This is a genomic window from Lentzea californiensis (assembly GCF_024648825.1).
Classification (GTDB): domain Bacteria; phylum Actinomycetota; class Actinomycetes; order Mycobacteriales; family Pseudonocardiaceae; genus Lentzea; species Lentzea californiensis.
This window is the reverse complement of record NZ_JANBBE010000005.1, coordinates 515,661-532,705: the sequence shown is the minus strand read 5'-3', so window position 1 is coordinate 532,705 and position 17,045 is coordinate 515,661. Positions and strand designations below refer to the sequence as shown.

Annotated in this window: 18 protein-coding genes; 10 read left to right on the top strand and 8 right to left on the bottom strand. The window is 69.4% G+C overall.

Going from position 1 to position 17,045, the window contains the following annotated elements; all coding sequences use genetic code 11:
- A partial coding sequence (locus LX88_RS21965) for a GH25 family lysozyme (RefSeq protein ID WP_308203453.1) occupies positions 1 to 398 on the bottom strand: 398 nt, incomplete at its 3' end.
- Positions 399 to 721: 323 nt separating this feature from the next.
- Here LX88_RS21965 and LX88_RS21960 point away from each other — a divergent pair.
- Positions 722 to 2,134 (top strand): gluzincin family metallopeptidase, encoded by a 1,413-nt coding sequence (locus tag LX88_RS21960; RefSeq protein ID WP_258949666.1) that lies wholly within the window; start codon positions 722 to 724, stop codon positions 2,132 to 2,134.
- A gap of 51 nt (positions 2,135 to 2,185) precedes the next feature.
- Here the strand turns inward: LX88_RS21960 and LX88_RS21955 are convergent, their stop codons facing one another.
- Genes LX88_RS21955 through LX88_RS21945 form a run of 3 tightly spaced genes read right to left on the bottom strand, consistent with a single transcriptional unit; the run spans position 2,186 to position 5,121 of the window.
- The gene (locus LX88_RS21955; RefSeq protein WP_258949665.1) at positions 2,186 to 3,121 is read right to left on the bottom strand and encodes a LysR family transcriptional regulator; all 936 of its coding nucleotides are present in this window, start codon (positions 3,119 to 3,121) and stop codon (positions 2,186 to 2,188) included.
- Between the two features lie 15 nt (positions 3,122 to 3,136).
- The gene (locus LX88_RS21950) at positions 3,137 to 4,438 is read right to left on the bottom strand and encodes a purine-cytosine permease family protein (protein WP_258949664.1); all 1,302 of its coding nucleotides are present in this window, start codon (positions 4,436 to 4,438) and stop codon (positions 3,137 to 3,139) included.
- Positions 4,439 to 4,440: 2 nt separating this feature from the next.
- Positions 4,441 to 5,121, bottom strand: a complete 681-nt coding sequence (locus LX88_RS21945) for a tRNA-dependent cyclodipeptide synthase (RefSeq protein WP_258949663.1) — start codon at positions 5,119 to 5,121, stop codon at positions 4,441 to 4,443.
- 187 nt (positions 5,122 to 5,308) lie between these two features.
- Between LX88_RS21945 and LX88_RS21940 the strand changes: the two genes are divergently transcribed.
- The 4 genes from LX88_RS21940 to LX88_RS21925 all read left to right on the top strand — a co-directional run bounded on the left by LX88_RS21940 (position 5,309) and on the right by LX88_RS21925 (position 8,406).
- Entirely contained in the window at positions 5,309 to 6,241 is a 933-nt protein-coding gene (locus tag LX88_RS21940) for a LysR family transcriptional regulator (protein WP_258949662.1), read from the top strand.
- Positions 6,242 to 6,332: 91 nt separating this feature from the next.
- Positions 6,333 to 6,680 carry a rhodanese-like domain-containing protein gene (locus LX88_RS21935; protein ID WP_258949661.1) on the top strand — a complete coding sequence of 116 codons (348 nt, stop codon included), beginning with the start codon at positions 6,333 to 6,335 and terminating at the stop codon, positions 6,678 to 6,680.
- Between the two features lie 45 nt (positions 6,681 to 6,725).
- Positions 6,726 to 7,187 carry a thioredoxin family protein gene (locus tag LX88_RS21930; protein ID WP_258949660.1) on the top strand — a complete coding sequence of 154 codons (462 nt, stop codon included), beginning with the start codon at positions 6,726 to 6,728 and terminating at the stop codon, positions 7,185 to 7,187.
- 70 nt (positions 7,188 to 7,257) lie between these two features.
- Positions 7,258 to 8,406 carry an MFS transporter gene (locus tag LX88_RS21925; protein WP_258949659.1) on the top strand — a complete coding sequence of 383 codons (1,149 nt, stop codon included), beginning with the start codon at positions 7,258 to 7,260 and terminating at the stop codon, positions 8,404 to 8,406.
- A gap of 36 nt (positions 8,407 to 8,442) precedes the next feature.
- Here LX88_RS21925 and LX88_RS21920 read toward each other — a convergent pair whose 3' ends face one another.
- On the bottom strand, positions 8,443 to 8,607 hold the full coding sequence (locus LX88_RS21920; RefSeq protein ID WP_258949658.1) for a hypothetical protein: 165 nt from the start codon (positions 8,605 to 8,607) through the stop codon (positions 8,443 to 8,445).
- A 1-nt stretch (position 8,608) separates the two neighbouring features.
- Positions 8,609 to 10,168, bottom strand: coding sequence for a serine hydrolase domain-containing protein (locus LX88_RS21915; RefSeq protein WP_258949657.1), 1,560 nt, complete (start codon positions 10,166 to 10,168; stop codon positions 8,609 to 8,611).
- Positions 10,169 to 10,333: 165 nt separating this feature from the next.
- On the opposite strand from LX88_RS21915, the gene LX88_RS21910 reads away from it, so the two are divergent.
- Together LX88_RS21910 and LX88_RS21905 are read left to right on the top strand one after the other, a co-directional pair.
- The gene (locus LX88_RS21910; RefSeq protein WP_258949656.1) at positions 10,334 to 10,795 is read left to right on the top strand and encodes a hypothetical protein; all 462 of its coding nucleotides are present in this window, start codon (positions 10,334 to 10,336) and stop codon (positions 10,793 to 10,795) included.
- Positions 10,796 to 10,929: 134 nt separating this feature from the next.
- Positions 10,930 to 11,193 (top strand): GlsB/YeaQ/YmgE family stress response membrane protein, encoded by a 264-nt coding sequence (locus LX88_RS21905; RefSeq protein WP_258949655.1) that lies wholly within the window; start codon positions 10,930 to 10,932, stop codon positions 11,191 to 11,193.
- 108 nt (positions 11,194 to 11,301) lie between these two features.
- Here the strand turns inward: LX88_RS21905 and LX88_RS21900 are convergent, their stop codons facing one another.
- A complete protein-coding gene (locus LX88_RS21900; RefSeq protein WP_258949654.1) occupies positions 11,302 to 12,621 on the bottom strand; it encodes an alpha-lytic protease prodomain-containing protein in 1,320 nt (439 codons plus the stop codon).
- Positions 12,622 to 12,792: 171 nt separating this feature from the next.
- The gene (locus LX88_RS21895; RefSeq protein ID WP_258949653.1) at positions 12,793 to 13,197 is read right to left on the bottom strand and encodes a hypothetical protein; all 405 of its coding nucleotides are present in this window, start codon (positions 13,195 to 13,197) and stop codon (positions 12,793 to 12,795) included.
- A gap of 298 nt (positions 13,198 to 13,495) precedes the next feature.
- On the opposite strand from LX88_RS21895, the gene LX88_RS21890 reads away from it, so the two are divergent.
- From LX88_RS21890 to LX88_RS21880, 3 genes are all read left to right on the top strand, one after another.
- Positions 13,496 to 15,838 carry a molybdopterin-dependent oxidoreductase gene (locus tag LX88_RS21890; protein ID WP_258949652.1) on the top strand — a complete coding sequence of 781 codons (2,343 nt, stop codon included), beginning with the start codon at positions 13,496 to 13,498 and terminating at the stop codon, positions 15,836 to 15,838.
- A 65-nt stretch (positions 15,839 to 15,903) separates the two neighbouring features.
- Positions 15,904 to 16,455 (top strand): EF-hand domain-containing protein, encoded by a 552-nt coding sequence (locus LX88_RS21885; protein WP_258949651.1) that lies wholly within the window; start codon positions 15,904 to 15,906, stop codon positions 16,453 to 16,455.
- A 69-nt stretch (positions 16,456 to 16,524) separates the two neighbouring features.
- The gene (locus LX88_RS21880; RefSeq protein ID WP_258949650.1) at positions 16,525 to 17,043 is read left to right on the top strand and encodes a VanZ family protein; all 519 of its coding nucleotides are present in this window, start codon (positions 16,525 to 16,527) and stop codon (positions 17,041 to 17,043) included.
- Positions 17,044 to 17,045: the final 2 nt, after the last annotated feature.

Genomic DNA, 17,045 nt, shown 5'->3' with positions numbered 1-17,045 from the left:
CCGTCACGGGACCAGCCGCCGCCGTTCTGCACGAAGAACCGTGCCTGCGTCGCGCCGTCGGAACGGTTCGGCAGCGCGAAGTGGTAGGAGCCCCTGATCATGCCGACGGCCGCGGAACCGTTGTACTGCTGGGTGAAGTTGGGGTTGCGGTAGGTGGTGCCCTCGGTCGCTTTGATGTAGACGAACCGCTTGCCCGAACGCCACCAGTGTCCCCAGTCGACGTTGCCCTGGTGGCTGCTGACGTCGATGCCGTCCACCCTGCCCACGTTGCCGGCGCCGAGATCCGGTGGTGTCATGAGCATCTCGCCGGTGCCTTCGTGCTTGGCGATCTGCGACCCCGCGGCGTGGTCCTCCGAACCTTCCTGCGCGTGAGCGGTCACCGGAACCAGAACGCTCACGACCACCGCGATCGCAGCAACGCCTGCGACGCGCCGACGAGCACGTGTTCGGGACGACATCGGCTACCTCCAGATGGATCGATGGTCCTGGAAACCAGCTACCCCCGCCCAGAAAGGGAAAACCGGACGTCGTTTTGTTAACACGAGCGAGTGATCGCGGTCCGGGTTGAGGCACTCCCGGTGACGGAGTTCCTGTGCTCTGTTCATCCGCCGGTGGACACCGCGCCGGATAACGCACGGGCATGAAGAACTGACATTGGTACGACCGAACCCCGCGCGCACAGACTGGACGGACCCCTGCCACTGTCCTGAGAGGTCTCCCAATGGCTGTGCGGAATCGACGAACACACTCCCTGTCGCTCTTCGGTCTGTCGCTGTGCTGTTCACTCCTGACCCCGGCTGTGGCGCACGCCGACGACACGATCGGCTCCGACGGTTACGTGCACGTCGCACCCAACGGTGTCGTGCTCGGCGTCGACCCCTACTACCCCACCGACGGCAACGGTGGTTACGACGTCGGCGACTACACCGTCGACCTGTCCTACGACCCGGTCTTGCGTTTCCTCAACGCCAAGGCCCTGGTCACCGCCACCACCACGCAACGTCTCAGCCGGTTCAACCTGGACCTGCGCGGCCTCACCGTGACCGCGGTGAAGGTCAACGGTGTGCCCGCGTCGTTCGTCCGGGCGAAAGTCCACGAGCTGGTGATCACGCCCGCCACCGAACTGGCGGCGGACACGTCCTTCACCGTGGAGGTCGTCTACTGCGGCCGCCCCCAGCCGGAGTACGTCCCCGGCCGGGGCGCCACCGGCTGGCGCACGACGCGGTCGGGTGGTGCGCTCGCGGCCGGTGCACCCCATTCCGCCGTTACGTGGTTCCCGGTCAACGACACCTCGGCGGACAGGGCGACCTTCCACCTCAACGCCACGGTTCCCGCCGGGTGGAGCGTGGTGTCGACCGGAGTGCGCGAGGCCGTCCACGAAGGAACCCACAGCTGGGCGGAGGAGGTCCCGGTCACGCCTTCCGGCACGATGATCGCCATCGACCGGTTCACCGTCCGCGAGTCCACGCTGCCCGGCGGCACCTCCGTGCTGGACGCGTTCGCGCCCGGCTCCGACACGACGCTCGCCCAGAAGCTGCCCGCGGTGATGGAGTTCCTGACCGGCAAGCTGGGCCCTCATCCCCTTCCGGCCACGGGTGGCGTGTACCTGCCCGACTGGGTGGGCTACTCGCATCCTTCGCAGGGACGACCGGTGCACGGTGCCGCCGCGGACCAGGCGGCGTTGGTGCAGGGCCTTGCATCGCAGTGGTGGGGCAACCAGCTCGCCATCAAGATGTGGAAGGACCAGCCGATGGTCGAGTCGTTCGCCCGGTACGTGATGTGGTTGTGGAACGAGGCGAACGGCGGGCCTGCCGTCGAGCAGCGTTACCAGGACGCCCTGCGCCGGGCGGGCGCCGACGCCCGGTTCTGGGGTCGCGAGCTGGCCGATCCCGGTGCGGGACGGGAGTTCTCCGTCGCCGACAAGGGCGTGTTGATGGTGCACGCGCTGCGCAAGCACATCGGTGACGACAAGTTCTTCACGGTGTTGCGGGACTACCCGGAGATCGCGACGCAGCTGAACCAGGGCTGGTACGACTGGGAGCTCTACACGGCGGCGGTGGCGGACAAGGACCTCACAGCGTTCCACGAGGCCTGGGTTCACGGGACGACCCTGCCACCGGCGGAGCTCCGCTGACGGTTCCGGCGGCGGTGTGCTCCTCCGGTTCCGGAGGGGCACACCGCTTCGTCAAGCCAGGTAACGGGAGTAGACCGGCGAGGCCTCGCACTCGAGCCGGTAGGCCAGCGCGGCGTCCCCGAGGACGTCGCCCGCCACCCGCGCGAAGTCGCTCTCCCGGTGCCACACGAGCAGGAACCTGCGCGACAGCGCGTCGTCCGCGAGCAGCCGGGCGGCGACCTGCAGGTGCCCCTCGCACGCGGCCTGCGACAACCCGACGGCGCCGTTGCGCACCGCGGCCACGGTCATCCCGAACGACTCCGAGACGTACTGCACCCGAGGGGTGAAACCCTTGCGGCGGCAGGACCTGTGGAAGTACTCGTGGAAACGCGTCGAGTCGGGCGGGGGCAGCACCCACGGCTCGCCGGCCAGCTGTTCCAGGCCGATCACCTTGTGCCGGGCCAGCGGATGGTCCTCGCGCAGCAGCACCAGCGTCCGGTCGTGCGCCACCACCGCGAAGTCCACCGACGCGGGCGCGACCGCCTCGAACCCCGGGTAGTCCTTGACCACGCCCACTTCCAGCCGTCGCTGCACCACCATGTCCACGACGAGGTCCCGGCATTCGCTGTCGAACAACGACGCGGACGGCCCGTGCGGCCGGTGGCTGTCGACGATCGCGGGCAGGTGGCACAGGACCGGTGAGCACACCCCGCCCACCCGCACGAGCTCGGACGGGCTGGTGCGGACCTCGATGTCCCGCGCCAGCCCCTCCATCATCGGCAGCACCGCGCTGATCCGGTCGAGCAGCAGTTCACCGGTGGGTGTCGGCACGACCGGCGCGGTGCTGGAGCCGCGGTCGAACAGCCGTTGTCCCAACGCGTTCTCGAGGCGCTTGAGGTTGCCGCTGACGGCGGGCTGGCTGATCCCGAGCCGCACCGCCGCTTCGGACAGGCTGCCAGTCTCGCCGATCGCCCGCACGAGCTTCAGGTGGTGGACGTCGAGTTCCATGCCGTCACTTCCCCATCAGCGGTGAGTGTCGACCCGGGATCGCGGGGCCGGCCGCATGATCCCGGCCGCCCTTCCGATCGCAGCGTACAACGCGAACGCGACCACCACGGAGTTGATCGTCGGAATGCCGAACGGCACCAGGAAACCGACCGCGGTTCCGGCCGCCCAGCACACCAGCGAGGCCGGGACCCAGTCCGGCGGAACGGCCGGCAGCTCTCCTCTCACGCGCGAGGAGTCCAGCTCCGCGCGCCACGTGCGCACCACGAAGTACTCGGCGATCATGATGCCCGCGACCGGTGGTGTGATCACCCCGACCCAGGTGAGGAACACCGTGAAGTGGTCGAGGATGCCCAAGGCGGACAGCACCGTGCCCAGGCCGCCCAGGCACAGCGTCGCGATCGATCGGCTGATCCTGCGGCCCAGCAGCACGTCGACGGTGTTCACCAGGCCGAGGGACGCCGAGTAGAGGTTCCAGTCGTTGATCTTCAGGATCGCCGTGATCATGATCAGCGTGCCGACCACGCCCGAGCTGGACATGATCATGCCGACCACGTCGGCGCTGCCGGCGGCGTGCGCGAGCAGCACTCCGGTCAGGCCGATCAGGTACTCGCCGAGGGTGACGCTGATCAGCGTCTGCTTCACGACGTCGGAGGGACGCCGGTTGAACCTCGTCATGTCGGGGGTCATGACGGCGCCCATGATGAACGCGCCCGCGACCAGCGTGGTGCCCTGGGCGAGGCTCAGCGCCGGGCCGGGCGGGGTCGTGCCGACCAGGTCCGAGAGGTCGTGCCGGTGCAGCTCGGAGACGATCGTCCAGCCGGTCAGCAGCAGGAACGCGGGAACGGTGAGGTAGGCCGTCCACGCCATGGTGTGGAAGCCCGCCACGACGATCACGGTCACCACGAGGCCGCCGAGCACCGCCCACGCCCAGACCGGCGGGCCGCCCATCAGCCGGTGCAGGCCGTGCGCGAACACGTCGTTCTGCACGCCGAACCAGCAGGCGAGGCTGAGCGTCACGAGCAGGCCGACCAGCGCGGAACCGCGTGCCCCGAACCCGGACCAGCGGGCCAGCACCGACGTCGACACGTTCTCCCGCACGCCCGCGATCCCCATCAGGATCGTGACGACCTCGAGCATCACCGACCCGAGCGTGATCGCGAGGACCGCGTTCCAGAACGTCATCCCGAGGCCGAGCGTGGCGCCGAGGAGGAACTGGTGGAACGCCGAGACCTGCCCGAACCGTTGCACGGCAACGGAGACCCACGACCTCCGGGCCTCGAGAGGCAGCCTGCTCAGCGAATAGTCGTCGTGTGCCACCGTCAGGCCGCCTCTTCACGAGGCGTCAGGACGACGAAACCCTGTGCGGGGTTCGGCAGCCAGGCCAGTTCCCTGGCGTACAGGCGTTCCAGGAACGCCACCCTCTGGTGGTAGGCGAACACGGAGCTGTCGACGCCCGCGATCGCCGGTGTGTCGATGAACATCGGCAGTTCCGCGAGGAAGTACCGGACGGCGCACCGCAGCTGGTCCTCGGTGGGCGCCTGGCCGTCGGGCAGACGGCGGTCGAGCACCCAGCGCGTGGCCTCCAGGCACTCCGCGGCGAAGGCGTCGTCGGTCATGAACCACGCACCCGCGTCGCGCAGCAGCTCCCGGTACCTGTCGTTGCGGGCCAGCGTCGCGCCGTCGAGCAGGTGCTCCTCCGGCTCCGGCACGCCGACGTCGCGCAGGGCGCGGCAGATCTTGTTCACCACGTACTGGCCCTGCCGTCCGGCCTTGCGCTGCGCACGGCCGGGTTCGTAGCCGAGTGCCTCCAGCGTGTACACGGCCGCGTGGTCGGGCACGAAGAAATGGAAGCGCTCGAATTCCCGCATCGCCCAGCGGGCGAGTGCGGTGATTCGTTCCACCGAGAAATAACTGTTGAACGGGCTCACACCGATGCACACGTGCCTGCCGCTCCGCAAAGGGGCGGCACAGTGCTCGGTCAGCGGAGTTGTCAGCAACACCGTCGGCTCCGAAAGGTTTATTCACAGGGGCAGGGAAATCCGGATTCGACCACTATCGGCAGATGCGGAACCGGTGGGTACTGCCGGAAGGTCATGCCGTCGCCTTATGCGTCCAACGCCCGAACGTCCTGCTCCGTTCGGCGCCGAACTGCTGACAGCGTGCGGCCAGGCGTGTCTGATGAGTGACATGGAGCTCCAGGTCCGCCATCTGCGGGTGCTCGTCGCCATCGCACGAGCGGGCAGCCTCAACCGGGCGGCCGGCGAGCTGCGACTGGCCCAGCCCGCCCTCAGCCACCAGCTGCGCCGCATCGAGCAGCTGGTGGGTGAACGGCTCTTCGACCGCGGCCCGCGCGGCGTGCGCCCGACCCGGATCGGAGAGCTGGTGCTCGCCCGCGCCGCGGCGATCATCCCGGCGTTCGACGAGCTGGACCGGGACTTCCGCCTGCAGCAGCCGTCCCCCGGCGGCCTGCGGATCGGCTGGAACGACAGCAGCCTCGTGCCCGGCCTGTTCGGGTGCGTCGAGCGGCTGCTGCCCGGCCACGAGCTCACCAGCCGCGCGGACCTGTCGCACAGCAGGCTGGTCACGCAGGTCGCCGGCGGGTGCGTCGACCTCGCGGTGGCGATGATCTGCGGTCCGCGGACGCTGGCCGTGCCGGACGGCGTGCGCGCCGAGCGGGTGGTCGTCGAGCCCTCGTTCGTGGCGCTGCCGGCGCGCCACCCGCTGGCCGCCTCGCCCGTCGTCGAGCTGGGCGACCTGGCGCAGGAGCAGTGGATCGTGTCCAGCTGCGGCGACGGCTGCCGGGTCGTGTTCCGCGAGATGTGCCTGGCGCACGGGTTCACCCCACGCATCGCGCACGACGTCGACGCGCTGAGGCACCGCCTGGTGTCCGGCGAGCACGGGGTGTGCCTGGTCCAGCCGACCACGCCCGAACCTCCCGGCATGGTGATCCGGCCGCTGGCCGGTGACCCCATGAAGGTGCAGCACGTCCTGCTCTGGCGCGCGGACCACCCGCTCGGTGACCGGTTCGCTGCCGTGCACCTCGCCGCCGTGACCGTTTACGAACGGCTCGTCGCGCAGAACGACCGCTATCGCGAATGGCTCGATAACGGCGTGGCATAGCGCGCTGGCAGTGGGCGTGAACCCCTGACCCGGCCACACTCGGAATCGGCGCGAAACACCGCGCGAACCGTGCCGGAAAGGGATCGCTCCGATGTTGCCGTTGATCTCCCGAGAGGAACTCCGAAAAGGAATCGACGCGGGCACGCTGGTGGTGGTCGACACCATGCCCGCGGGCTACTACGAGAGGGAACACCTGCCCGGCGCGGTGAACATCCCCGGATTCCCCTACGAGCAGGCGGCCGAGCTCACCGACCGGCACGCACCCGACGTCCTGCCGGACAAGGCCGCCGAGATCGTCGTCTACTGCGCCAACGTGCCCTGTCGCAACAGCGAGCTCGTGGGGTCCCGGCTGCTTCGACTGGGTTACTCGAACGTGCGCAAATACCGCGAGGGCATCGAGGACTGGGTCGGTGCCGGCCTCGCCACGACCTCCGGCTGAGCGCCCACGGGTGCCTGTACTTCCCCTGCCTACCAAGGAGTTCTGATGTCCCTGCTCAAGAACTGGCTGCGCGCGGGCGTCGCCGTCGTGGCGCTCGTGGCCTCGACGGTGTTGCCCGCGGCGGCCCAGGCCGCTCCGGTGGCCGGCTCGACCATCCAGATCAGCGCGGAGAACGTCGTCAAGGTGACGTCCGCGAACTACCAGCAGGTGATGGAGGAGTCCAAGACCAGGCTGGTCGTCCTCGACTTCGGCGCCACCTGGTGCCCGCCCTGCCGTCAGCTCAAGCCGGTGATCGAGAAGCTCGCCGCGGAGTACGGCGGCCGGTTCCTGCTCGGTGAGGTCGACGTGGACGTCAGCCGCGACCTCTCCTCCCGCTACCGCATCCAGTACCTGCCCACGCTGGTGCCGGTGCGCAACACGGCGGAGCTCCCGGGCTCCCGCATGATCGGGTTCAAGGGCGAGACCGCGCTGCGGACGTGGATCGACGCCCAGCTGGCCAAGGGCTGACCCCGGTCCGCCGCCCCGGCACGGGTGTCCTGCTCCCGTGCCGGGGCGGCTCCCACGCGAGAGGAACCCCTTGTCCCAGAACAGGCTGCCGTGGCGGGCGCTGCTCGCACTGACCCTGACGGTGCTGCTCGGCTGTCTTTCCGAGGTGCTGCCCGCGGGGCTGCTCCTGGGCATCTCCGAGGAGCTGCGGGTGTCGCCGTCCGCCGCCGGACAGCTCGTCACCGTCTACGCGGTCACCACCGCGGTCACCGCGATCCCGTTGACCGCGCTGACGTCCCGACTGCCCCGCAAGCGCGTGCTCGTGGCGCTGGTGCTCGGGTTCGTCGTGACGAACCTCGCGATCGCGGTATCCACTGGTTACGGTGTCGTCCTGGGCGCACGCGTGATCTCCGGCGCCATCACCGGTGTGATGTGGTCGCTGGTGGCGGTGTACGCGATGAGGATCGCGCCGCCGGGACAGGCTGGACGCGCGCTGGCGATCGCTATGGCGGGCACGCCCATCGGCTTCGCGGCGGGAGTGCCCGCCGGCACGGCTCTCGGTGAACTGGTCGGCTGGCGCTGGTCGTTCGCGGTCATGGCGGCGATCGCGGTGCCGTTGCTGTGCTGGATCCTGCTCGTGGTGCCGGCGGTCACGACCGAGCCCGCCCGGCCGGCGCGACATGCGTTGCCGATGCTGCGCCAGATCCTGGTCATGGTGTTCGTGTACTCGTTGGCACACAACATGCTCTACACCTACATAGGTCCGGTCCTCTCTCGGTTGGACCAGGAGGACCTGCTGACCACGGCGCTTCTGCTCTTCGGTGTCGCTGCCGTGGGCGGAATTCTCGCGGTCGGATCCACAGTGGACCGCAATCCCCGTGGTGTGCTGGGCTGGTGCCCGTTGCTGACCGCGGTCGGCATGGTCTTGCTGGCGGTGTCCGACGACCTGGCCACAACCCTGATGGCGTGCGCGGTCTGGGGCCTGGCGTTCGGCGGCGCACCCACGGCGTTCCAGTCAGTCACGGCTCTGATCGCGGGACGAGACGCGGATCGAGCCCAGTCGCTGACCATCGCGGCCTGGAACGGCGCGGTGGCAGGGGGTGCCGCGGTGGGCGGAGTGGTGCTCGACGCCGCGGCACCCGCGTTGGCCTGGGCGGCCGCGGCACTGGTGGTCGTGCCGTTCTGGGTCGCGATCCGCCTTCCCACCGCCGTGGGACGCAGCGCGCCCACAGTCTCCTGATGGTGAGGTACCCGATCGGTACACCTCCAGCGTTGCTCAGCGGTGACGCAGCGACTGCCTCACCACGTACGCGCCCGCCAGACATGCGCCCAGGAACAGCACGATCGGCATGATCAGGGGCCATTCGAGCAGCAGGGTGGCCACTCCGGCGGCACTGATCAGGAACACGGCCACCATGCCGTTGCGAATCTTCGGATCCACCTCACTCCTCCCTGTCAGCTCCCGGGAGCCGGACCCGGACGTTCGCCGCCGGGGTGAGGTAGGCGTCGCCGAAACGGCGCTGCAGCGAGATGTCCGTGGAACTGGCTGTCCGCGGACGGCCGTCGGGAACGGCTTTCACGACGAACTCCTGGATGCGCGCCGGCTCCACGGGAGTCAGGTGGATCATGCACAGCAACTCCCCGCGCTCACCGGGGATCGACCAGGTGACGTCGGCGGCGGTGGAGGCGGAGACGACGGAGGACGGTCGGGAGTCGAGCAGAGGGCCGACCTCGGCCACGAGCCGGTCGAGTTCCGCGCGGCGTTGCGACAGCGGCCGGTCGAAGTCGATGTTCTCGGCGAAGATCCGTGCGGCCAGCGAGTCGTCCCACTGCCGGATGAGCGAGTCCGCCTGCGCGCGGAGCGCGACCGTTTCCGGCCACAGCGTGGCGGTGGTCGCGTGGGCCTGGTTGTGGTTCAGCACGCGTCCGAGCGCCTCGACGCAGAGCCCGCCCGGATTGCCCCGGTTGCCGTTGGTCAGGACGACCGCGCCGTGTCCCGATTCGGGGTGCCAGGCCATGTAGAGCCAGAAACCGGGGAGTCCGCCGCCGTGGGAGACGACCGTCCCGCGATGCAGGTCGGTCGCGACCCCGAGGCCGAGGGCGTATCCGCTGGAGCTCAACCGGAGCTGCCCGATCCCGCCCAAGGTCAGCGATGGTGGCATGAACACGCGAACGCGCTGCAGGTCCCGCCGGGACAAGCGGCTCAGCACCGGGGTGTCGTCCTCGGGTCGCTCGGGCCGGAACGCGGAGCCGAGCCAGGTGATCCACCGCGCGAGGTCGCGCACCGTGCTCACCAGTCCACCGGCGCCGAGGAACGCGTCCGAGGTCTGCGGTGGGTAGGCGACCCAGTTCCCCTCCGGGTCCAGCGAGTAGCCGACGGCGCGCGGGAGGTGATCGGGCACGGCGGTGTCGCAGAACGTCGAGGTCAGGCCCAGCGGCCGCAGCAGTTCCTCGGTGACGAACTCCGCCAGGGGCCGGCCCACCGCCCGGCTGAGGGCCAGGGCGGCGATCGTGAAACCGAGGTTGGAGTACTCGAAGACCGCGCCCGGCAGGTGGCTGAGGCGGACTCCCTTGGACACCTGGGCGAGGAGGTCCTCGGTGGGGGTGTTGATGAACGGGTCCACCCAGGAGTTGTCCTCGGTGAGGCCGCCGCACATGCCCAGGAGCATCTCGATCGTGGGGACGTCCCGCTGGCCACCGGCGACAACGAACTCGGGGACGTGCCTGGTGATCGGATCGTGCAGGGACAGCCTGCCCTGGTCGCGGGCGATCAGCACGGCACAGGCGATGAAGCTCTTCGTCATCGAGGCGATCGGGAAGACCACGTCCGCGTCGGGAACGCCGCCGTGCTCGTCGACCCTTCCGAAACCAGCCGCGTGCGACAGCCCGTCCTGGTCGGTGACGCCGTAGACCAACGCCCGCGAGTGCCCGGCCGCCGTGTGCTGGCCGAACAACGCGTCGAGCTCCTTGTGGAGCGGCACCTGGAGCACTTCATCGGACATCCGCCAACCAACTCCCCCACCCGCACGGCCTGCGGTTCGACCGGGTCAGATCACTTCGCGCCACCGACGCTACCGAAAGGGGCCGGTCACGGGCGCGCAGTTGATCACGGAACGCAGGGCCGTCGACACCGTTGCGCACAAGGGCCGGGCTGGTTGGATGACGCCGTGCACTACGACGAGGTGGAGCAGGCCGTCCGCGAACTGGTCACGGCCGCCGGCGACGAGAAGCGCCACCGGTTCGGCGCGGAGACCGTCGTCCGGCTGACCGCGGGCGACGACCTCGCACACGCGGCGGAAGCCGAGTTCGACGACGACGCCCGGCAGGCGTTCGAGCAGGCGCGCACGGACCCGGCCGGCAGCACTCCCGACCGGCTTCGGGCGTGGCTGGACACGATCGACAAGGGCACGCTGTCCGACGGCGACATGGACCCGCAGGTGCTGTGGGCACTGGAGGCCCTGGAGCACTGGGCGAGCTTCCTCGCCGACCGCGACCCCGAGACCGTGGTGCAGCTGGCGATCCGGTCGCTGGAGGCGGTGGACCACGAGGTCTCCGCGCGCCTGGACGACTTCCTCGCGTCCCCGGAGATGGCGGCCGAGTTCGACCGCATCAGCGGGCACCTGCGCTAGACGAGCAGCGATGGCGACGCAGATTCACCTTTGCGGCGGCTACGCGCGACTTGGATCACGGCCGGCGGCGCGGTTGAGCGAGGAAACGGTGGGGTAGCTAAGACGAGGAAGGCAATCGACACCAGGAGGCTGACGTGATCGGGTTCATCGTCGCCGGCCTGATCATCGGTGCACTCGCCCGACTGATCAAGCCCGGCAAGCAGAACCTCGGCATCGTGGCGACGCTGCTGCTGGGGCTGGTCGGCTCCGTCATCGGCGGCGTCATCGCCAACCTGCTCGGCACCGGAGACATCTTCGAGCTCAACGTGCTGGGCTTCATCGTCGCCGTGATCGCCTCGGTGCTGCTCATCGGCGTCGCGGAGGCTGTCGCCGGCCGCAACCGCACGAGCGTGCGGTAGAGCACGACTGAACCTCCAACGGCCCCGGTCACCGCACAGGTGACCGGGGCCGTTCCCTGCCCGCCCCCGGCGGGGACAGCCGCCGGGGACCGGTGTGAGGTGCTGCCGTCAGAGCCGCTGCCAGAGGGCAGGGGTGTTCGGCGGCTCCCATCCGGGAACGGACGTGTGCGGCTGGATGACGCGGTAGGACGCGCCGCCGTAGGTGACCTGGGCGCCGTCGCCGTAGTTGGTGTACGGGGCCCACGAACCGCCACCGCCGGGGGGCGTCGTGGTCGTCGTGGTCGTGCTGGTCGGCTGGGTGGTCGTGGTCGGGCCGCCGGTGGTCATCAGGCGCAGGTTGTAGACCTGCAGGATCTCGGTCAGCGGCTGGAAGTAGATGGTGCCGCCGGACTGGCAGTTGCCGGACCCGCCGGAGGTGACGCCCTGGGCCTGGTCGCCGGTCAGCCACGAGCCGCCGGAGTCACCGGGCTCGGCGCAGGCGTTGGTGCGGGTCAGGCCGGTGATGGTGCCTTCGGGGTAGCTGACCGAGGCGTTCTTCTGCTGGATGGTGCCGCAGCGCCAGCCGGTGGTGGAGCCGGAGCGGCAGACCGAGGAGCCGACCGGAGCCTCCTGGGAGCCCGCGACCGGCACGGTGCCCGGGTAGCGGTTGACCAGGGCACGCGGGGTGTTGCCCGCGTCGGTGCGGACCCAGGCGTAGTCGTTGCCGGGGAAGCTGCTGCCCTGGATGGTGCCGCCGGGGTTGGTCGTGCGGCCGCCTGCGGCTCCGCAGTGGCCCGCGGTGACGAAGCCGCCCTCGACGGCGAAGCCGATGGAGCAGCGGCCGCCGCCGGGCAGGCCGTAGGCGTTGCCGCCGACGACGTCGATCAGCGGCTTGGGGTCCTCGGTGCTGGCCTCGAAGGCGATGATGTCGCCCCGCAGACCTGCCTCGGCCGTCCACGCCTTGGCCTGCGCCTCGCCTCCGGCGCGGGCGAGCACGACGATCTTGTTGGTGCGCACGTCGACGTACCAGCCGGGGACGGCGTCGGGTGCGGTGGTGGCCTTGGCGTCCAGCTTGATCTTGGCGCTGTCCAGAGCGGACGCGCTGTACTTCGCCGTGGTGGCGACGGCACCTCGTGAGCGCACCGCGCTCGCCAGAGCCTCGTCGGTGACCGCGACGGTGAGGGTGTGGCCGGTGCCGTCCAACCAGGATCCGGCGTACGCCGAGCCGAGGCGCGACTTCAGCGCGGCGTCGGTCTGGCCTGCGGCCTTCTCGGCGTCGAGGCGCTCACGCGCCTGCTCCGACGAGATGCCGAGGTCACGGGCCATTGCGGCCAGCAGGCCAGGGTCAGCCGTGTTGGCAGCCGTGGCGCTGGTTGTCAGCGCCACCGCGACGGTCAGTCCGACCGCCGTGGCCGCCGCCGTGGCGGCTGCGATGAGCTTGCGGTTCATGTCCGCTCCTTGCGTGCAGGGTGATTGCGCGCAGACCGTACGACGCGGATCACACCAAGTGGTACATACCAATTGGCCATAAGGTCGAGCGGCAGGAACCCGTGCTCGACGCATCCTCGCCGTCGCACGTTCTGGAGGGACATCGGTGCTCAGCCCGGTGCGACGGTGTGGTCACGGCGCCTGTTCCGGCCAGATGGCGATGCGCCGGCGTTCGATGTCGCGGATGTTCTCGCGCCGGTCGTGATGGCGTGCGTTGCAGGTGCTCTCACGCCCTTCGCACGCCACAACGCAGCTGATCGTCCCAGCGGCAGGCGCGGGCACTTGGAGGGCTGGGTGGTTCTCGCTGTCGAGGAGGGCGATCGTGTCCGACGAGCTGGTGAACGAATACAGCGGTTGCCGGCCGAACAGCTCCGGTGGAACGTCGGCGGCGCTGTCGAACACTTCGAGCCTGACGTGCGCCTGGTGTTCGCTGGTGACGCTGTTCAGCCCGAGACCGTCCCTGGCGGAAACAGCCAGTTCTCCTTCCGGCCCCCGCTTCAGCCGGGGATCCTCCTCGAACTGCTTCGGGTAGCTCACGAGGTAGAACCGCGCGAAGTAGACGGAAGTCGAGACCTCGTGGACAGCCATCAGGTGCTGAACTCCCTTGTCAACAGCGGTGTTCAGAAGCTGACCCAGAACAAGGAACGGCCTGCAGGCGCTAGGCCGGCTTGGTGAAGCCGGCTTCGGGGGCGGGAGAACCACGACCTCTCCGTGCCACCATGTTCGAGCAAGTCGGCCTCGACCGAAGGCGAAGGGCAGGCCCCGCGACGACACATCACCCCGGCGGCGTGAGCGACCGTTGTCCGAGATCAGGGACTCTCAGAGGTGGAGTGTGATGGAACGACGCGTGTCCGTGGCGACGCACTGGGGAAGTTTCGTCGCCGTAGTGGATTCCGGCCGGTTGGTGCGGATCGAACCGCGGCACGACGACCCCGTGCCATCGCCCATCGGCCCTGGAATGGTGACGGCCGCCGACGACAGCGCTCGCATCCTGCGTCCCGCGGTGCGCGAAGGCTGGCTGAACGGTGAGTCCCACAGGGCCAGAGGCTCGGACACCTTCGTCGAGGTGAGCTGGGACCACGCGATCACGCTGGTGAGCGACGAACTCCGTCGAGTCCGTTCACAGCACGGGGACAGCGCGGTGTTCGGCGGGTCCTACGGCTGGGCGAGTGCGGGCAGGTTCCACCACGCGCAGGGACAACTCCACCGGTTCCTCGCGCTGGGCGGCGGGTACACCGACTCCCGCAACACCTACAGCACCGCGGCTCTGGAGGTCATCCTCCCGCACGTGATCGGCGGTCATCCGTGGAGCTACCAGAGCCGGATGCCCATGTGGGACAAGATCGCCGAGAACTGCGAGCTCGTGGTGGCGTTCGGAGGGCTGGCCCTCAAGAACAGCCAGATCAACCCCGGCGGACTGGCCAAGCACCAGACGGAGGACCTGCAACGCCGGTGCCGTGAGGCCGGGGTGCGGTTCGTGAACATCAGCCCCATCCGCAGCGACGCCGCCGGCTTCCTCGACGCCGAATGGCTGCCCGTCGTGCCCAACACCGACACGGCCGTGATGCTCGGCATCGCACACACGATGCTGGTCAACGGGTGGCACGACGAGGACTTCCTCCGCCGGTGCTGCGTCGGGTTCGACCGCTTCGCCTCCTACCTGACCGGCGAGCTCGACGGCGTCGCGAAGGACGCCGGCTGGGCCGCGAAGATCTCGGGCATCAGCAGCGACACGATCATCGACCTCGCTCGCCGCCTCACCGCGCAACGGTCTCTCATCATGGTCAACTACGCGGTGCAGCGGGCGGACCACGGCGAACAACCGATCTGGATGTCCGTGGTGCTGGCCGCCATGGCGGGCTCGCTGGGCCGGCCCGGATGCGGCTGGGGTGCGGGGTACGCGACGATGGACGCGACGGGCGTCGCCCCGGACCGCGCCTTCGTGGCGACGATTCCGGCGGTTCCCAACCCGGTCGCGGACTTCATCCCCGTCGCGAGGATCGCCGACACCCTGCTGCGTCCGGGTGAGGTCATCGACTACGACGGCAAGCGCCTCACCTTGCCGGAGCTGCGCCTGATCTACTGGTGCGGGGGCAACCCGTTCCACCACCACCAGGACCTGCACCGGTTGACCCGCGCCTGGCAGGCCCCTGACACGGTGGTGGTGCACGAAGCGTGGTGGAACACGACGGCCAAGTTCGCGGACATCGTCCTCCCCGTCGCCACCAGTCTCGAACGCGACGACTTCGCCGCCGGGTTCTCCGACCCCCACGTCGTCGCCATGCCGAAGGTCCGCGAACCGGCGGGCGAATCCCGCACCGACCACGACATCTTCGCCGCCTTGGCCTCCCGGCTCGGGTTCGAGCAGGAGTTCACGGAGTCGCGCTCCGAGAGCGAATGGGTCCGGCACCTCTACGAGCAGACGAGGGCCGCGCTCGGCGACGACGCCGCCCTGCCGAGCTTCGACCACTTCTGGCAGAGCTCCACCGCTGAGCTGCCGGCGTCGACCGGGCCGTTCCCCGGCAGCTTCGAGGACCTCCGCTCAGACCCGGAGCGTTTTCCCCTGGCGACGCCGTCGGGCCGGATCGAGATCTTCTCCGAGGAGATCGACTCGTTCGGCTACGACGACTGTGCCGGGCACCCGAAGTGGTTCGAACCGGCGGAGTGGCTGCACGCCGATCTCGCGGACCGGTTCCCGCTGCACCTGATCTCGAACCAGCCCGCCTCACGCCTGCACAGCCAGTACGACAACGGCGGCCACAGCCTCAGTTCGAAGATCGGTGGACGCGAACCGGTGACGCTCAACCCGTCGGACGCCGCGGCGCGCGGCATCGAGAGCGGCATGATCGTGCGGGTCTACAACGACCGAGGCAGCTGTCTCGCGGGTGCGATCCTGTCGGACGCCGTCATGCCGGGCGTCGTACAGCTGTCCACGGGAGCGTGGTGGGATCCGGTCAAGCCGGGCACGAGCGGGACGATGGACCGCCACGGCAACCCGAACGTCCTCACCGCGGACCGGCCGTGCTCGCGCCTGTCCCAAGGACCGAGTGCCCACAGCGCGCTGGTGGACGTCGAGTGCTACGACGGTTCCCTTCCCGACGTGCTCGCCTTCGCACCACCGAACATCGTTCCGCCGGCAGAAGTAAGGCACGGTGATCGGCACCACCCGAACGAATGACCTGATTTCCCCTTCGGGTCACGCCGCTGGACCCCCACCTACCGGCCTGATTACGTTGCGCGGTCATGACTGCAGTTCAGGATCTCAAGTATCGCCAGTGGTTCAAGGGCGCGGACGTCGACGGCGACGGGGTGATCACCCGCCTGGACGTCCGGTTGATGGGCGAGCGCTACATCGCGGCCCGTGGTGCCGCACCGGAGTCCGCGATCGCCCGCCGGCTGACCGAAGGGCTGGACGCGTTCTGGGCCAACGTGATCGCGCCGATGGACCGGGACGGTGACGGGCAGGTCGACCTGCGGGAGATGACCGAGGGGTTCCGGCAGGCGCTGGCTGATCCCGCCCTGTACCCGCAGCAGGTCGGACCGGTGGCCGACTGCTACTTCGACCTGATCGACCTCGACGGTGACGACAGGGTCGACCAGGAGGAGTTCGAGGAGATCTTCAGCCTGGCCGGCAACGTGTCGTCCGAGGACTGTGCCGCGGTCTTCAGCGCGTTGGACCAGAACGGCTCGGGCGGACTGGATCGCGCCGAGTTCCACCAGGCGCTCACGGAGTTCTTCTACGGCGACGACCCGGACGCCCCCGCCACGCACCTGTTCGGCAGAATCGCCGCCTGACCGCTCCCGCAGCCCAGTAGGCTTCGCCCCCACATCGGATTCCGTTGTGGGGGCGAGGGGTTCTGAGCTGTGCTGGATCAGGTGTGGTGGGCACTGGACGCCATCGTCTTCGTGTTCTCGGATCCGCTGACCGCGGGCGGCGTGGTGGTCGGAGCGGCGGTGCTGGGCGTGGGTGCGTGGTTCGCGGCACGGCGGTTCGGGTGGCGGGCGGTTCCCTCCGTGTTCGCGGGGATCTTCCTCGGCGTCGTGCTCGCCGTGACGTTCTCGCGGTCGCAACCGAGCTGGGCGTTGGTCGGCACGCAGTTCTGCCTCCTCAACGGCTTTTCAGTGCACGGGGTGTCGGAGCTGTTCAACGCGCTGCTGTTCGTGCCGCTGGTGTGGTGCGCCGTGCTCGCGACGCGACGGCCGCTCGCCGTGCTGGTCTCGGCGGTCGCGTCGAGCGCGGCGATCGAGGTCCTGCAGCCTCTCGTCGGGCGGGGTCTGTGCGAGACGCAGGACTTGTTCAACAACAGCGCCGGAGCCGTGGTGGCGGCTGCTCTTGTGGCCGGCTACGTGGCGTTGCGCGACCGTGCGGCGGCACACCGCTGAAC

What these genes read in the sequence shown, in the direction of transcription:
- LX88_RS21960 (WP_258949666.1), top strand. Translation starts at nt 722, where the DNA reads ATGGCTGTGCGGAATCGACGAACACACTCCCTGTCGCTCTTCGGTCTG.
- LX88_RS21955 (WP_258949665.1), bottom strand. Translation starts at nt 3,121, where the DNA reads ATGGAACTCGACGTCCACCACCTGAAGCTCGTGCGGGCGATCGGCGAG.
- LX88_RS21940 (WP_258949662.1), top strand. Translation starts at nt 5,309, where the DNA reads ATGGAGCTCCAGGTCCGCCATCTGCGGGTGCTCGTCGCCATCGCACGA.
- LX88_RS21935 (WP_258949661.1), top strand. Translation starts at nt 6,333, where the DNA reads ATGTTGCCGTTGATCTCCCGAGAGGAACTCCGAAAAGGAATCGACGCG.
- LX88_RS21930 (WP_258949660.1), top strand. Translation starts at nt 6,726, where the DNA reads ATGTCCCTGCTCAAGAACTGGCTGCGCGCGGGCGTCGCCGTCGTGGCG.
- LX88_RS21915 (WP_258949657.1), bottom strand. Translation starts at nt 10,168, where the DNA reads ATGTCCGATGAAGTGCTCCAGGTGCCGCTCCACAAGGAGCTCGACGCG.
- LX88_RS21900 (WP_258949654.1), bottom strand. Translation starts at nt 12,621, where the DNA reads ATGAACCGCAAGCTCATCGCAGCCGCCACGGCGGCGGCCACGGCGGTC.
- LX88_RS21890 (WP_258949652.1), top strand. Translation starts at nt 13,496, where the DNA reads ATGGAACGACGCGTGTCCGTGGCGACGCACTGGGGAAGTTTCGTCGCC.
- LX88_RS21885 (WP_258949651.1), top strand. Translation starts at nt 15,904, where the DNA reads ATGACTGCAGTTCAGGATCTCAAGTATCGCCAGTGGTTCAAGGGCGCG.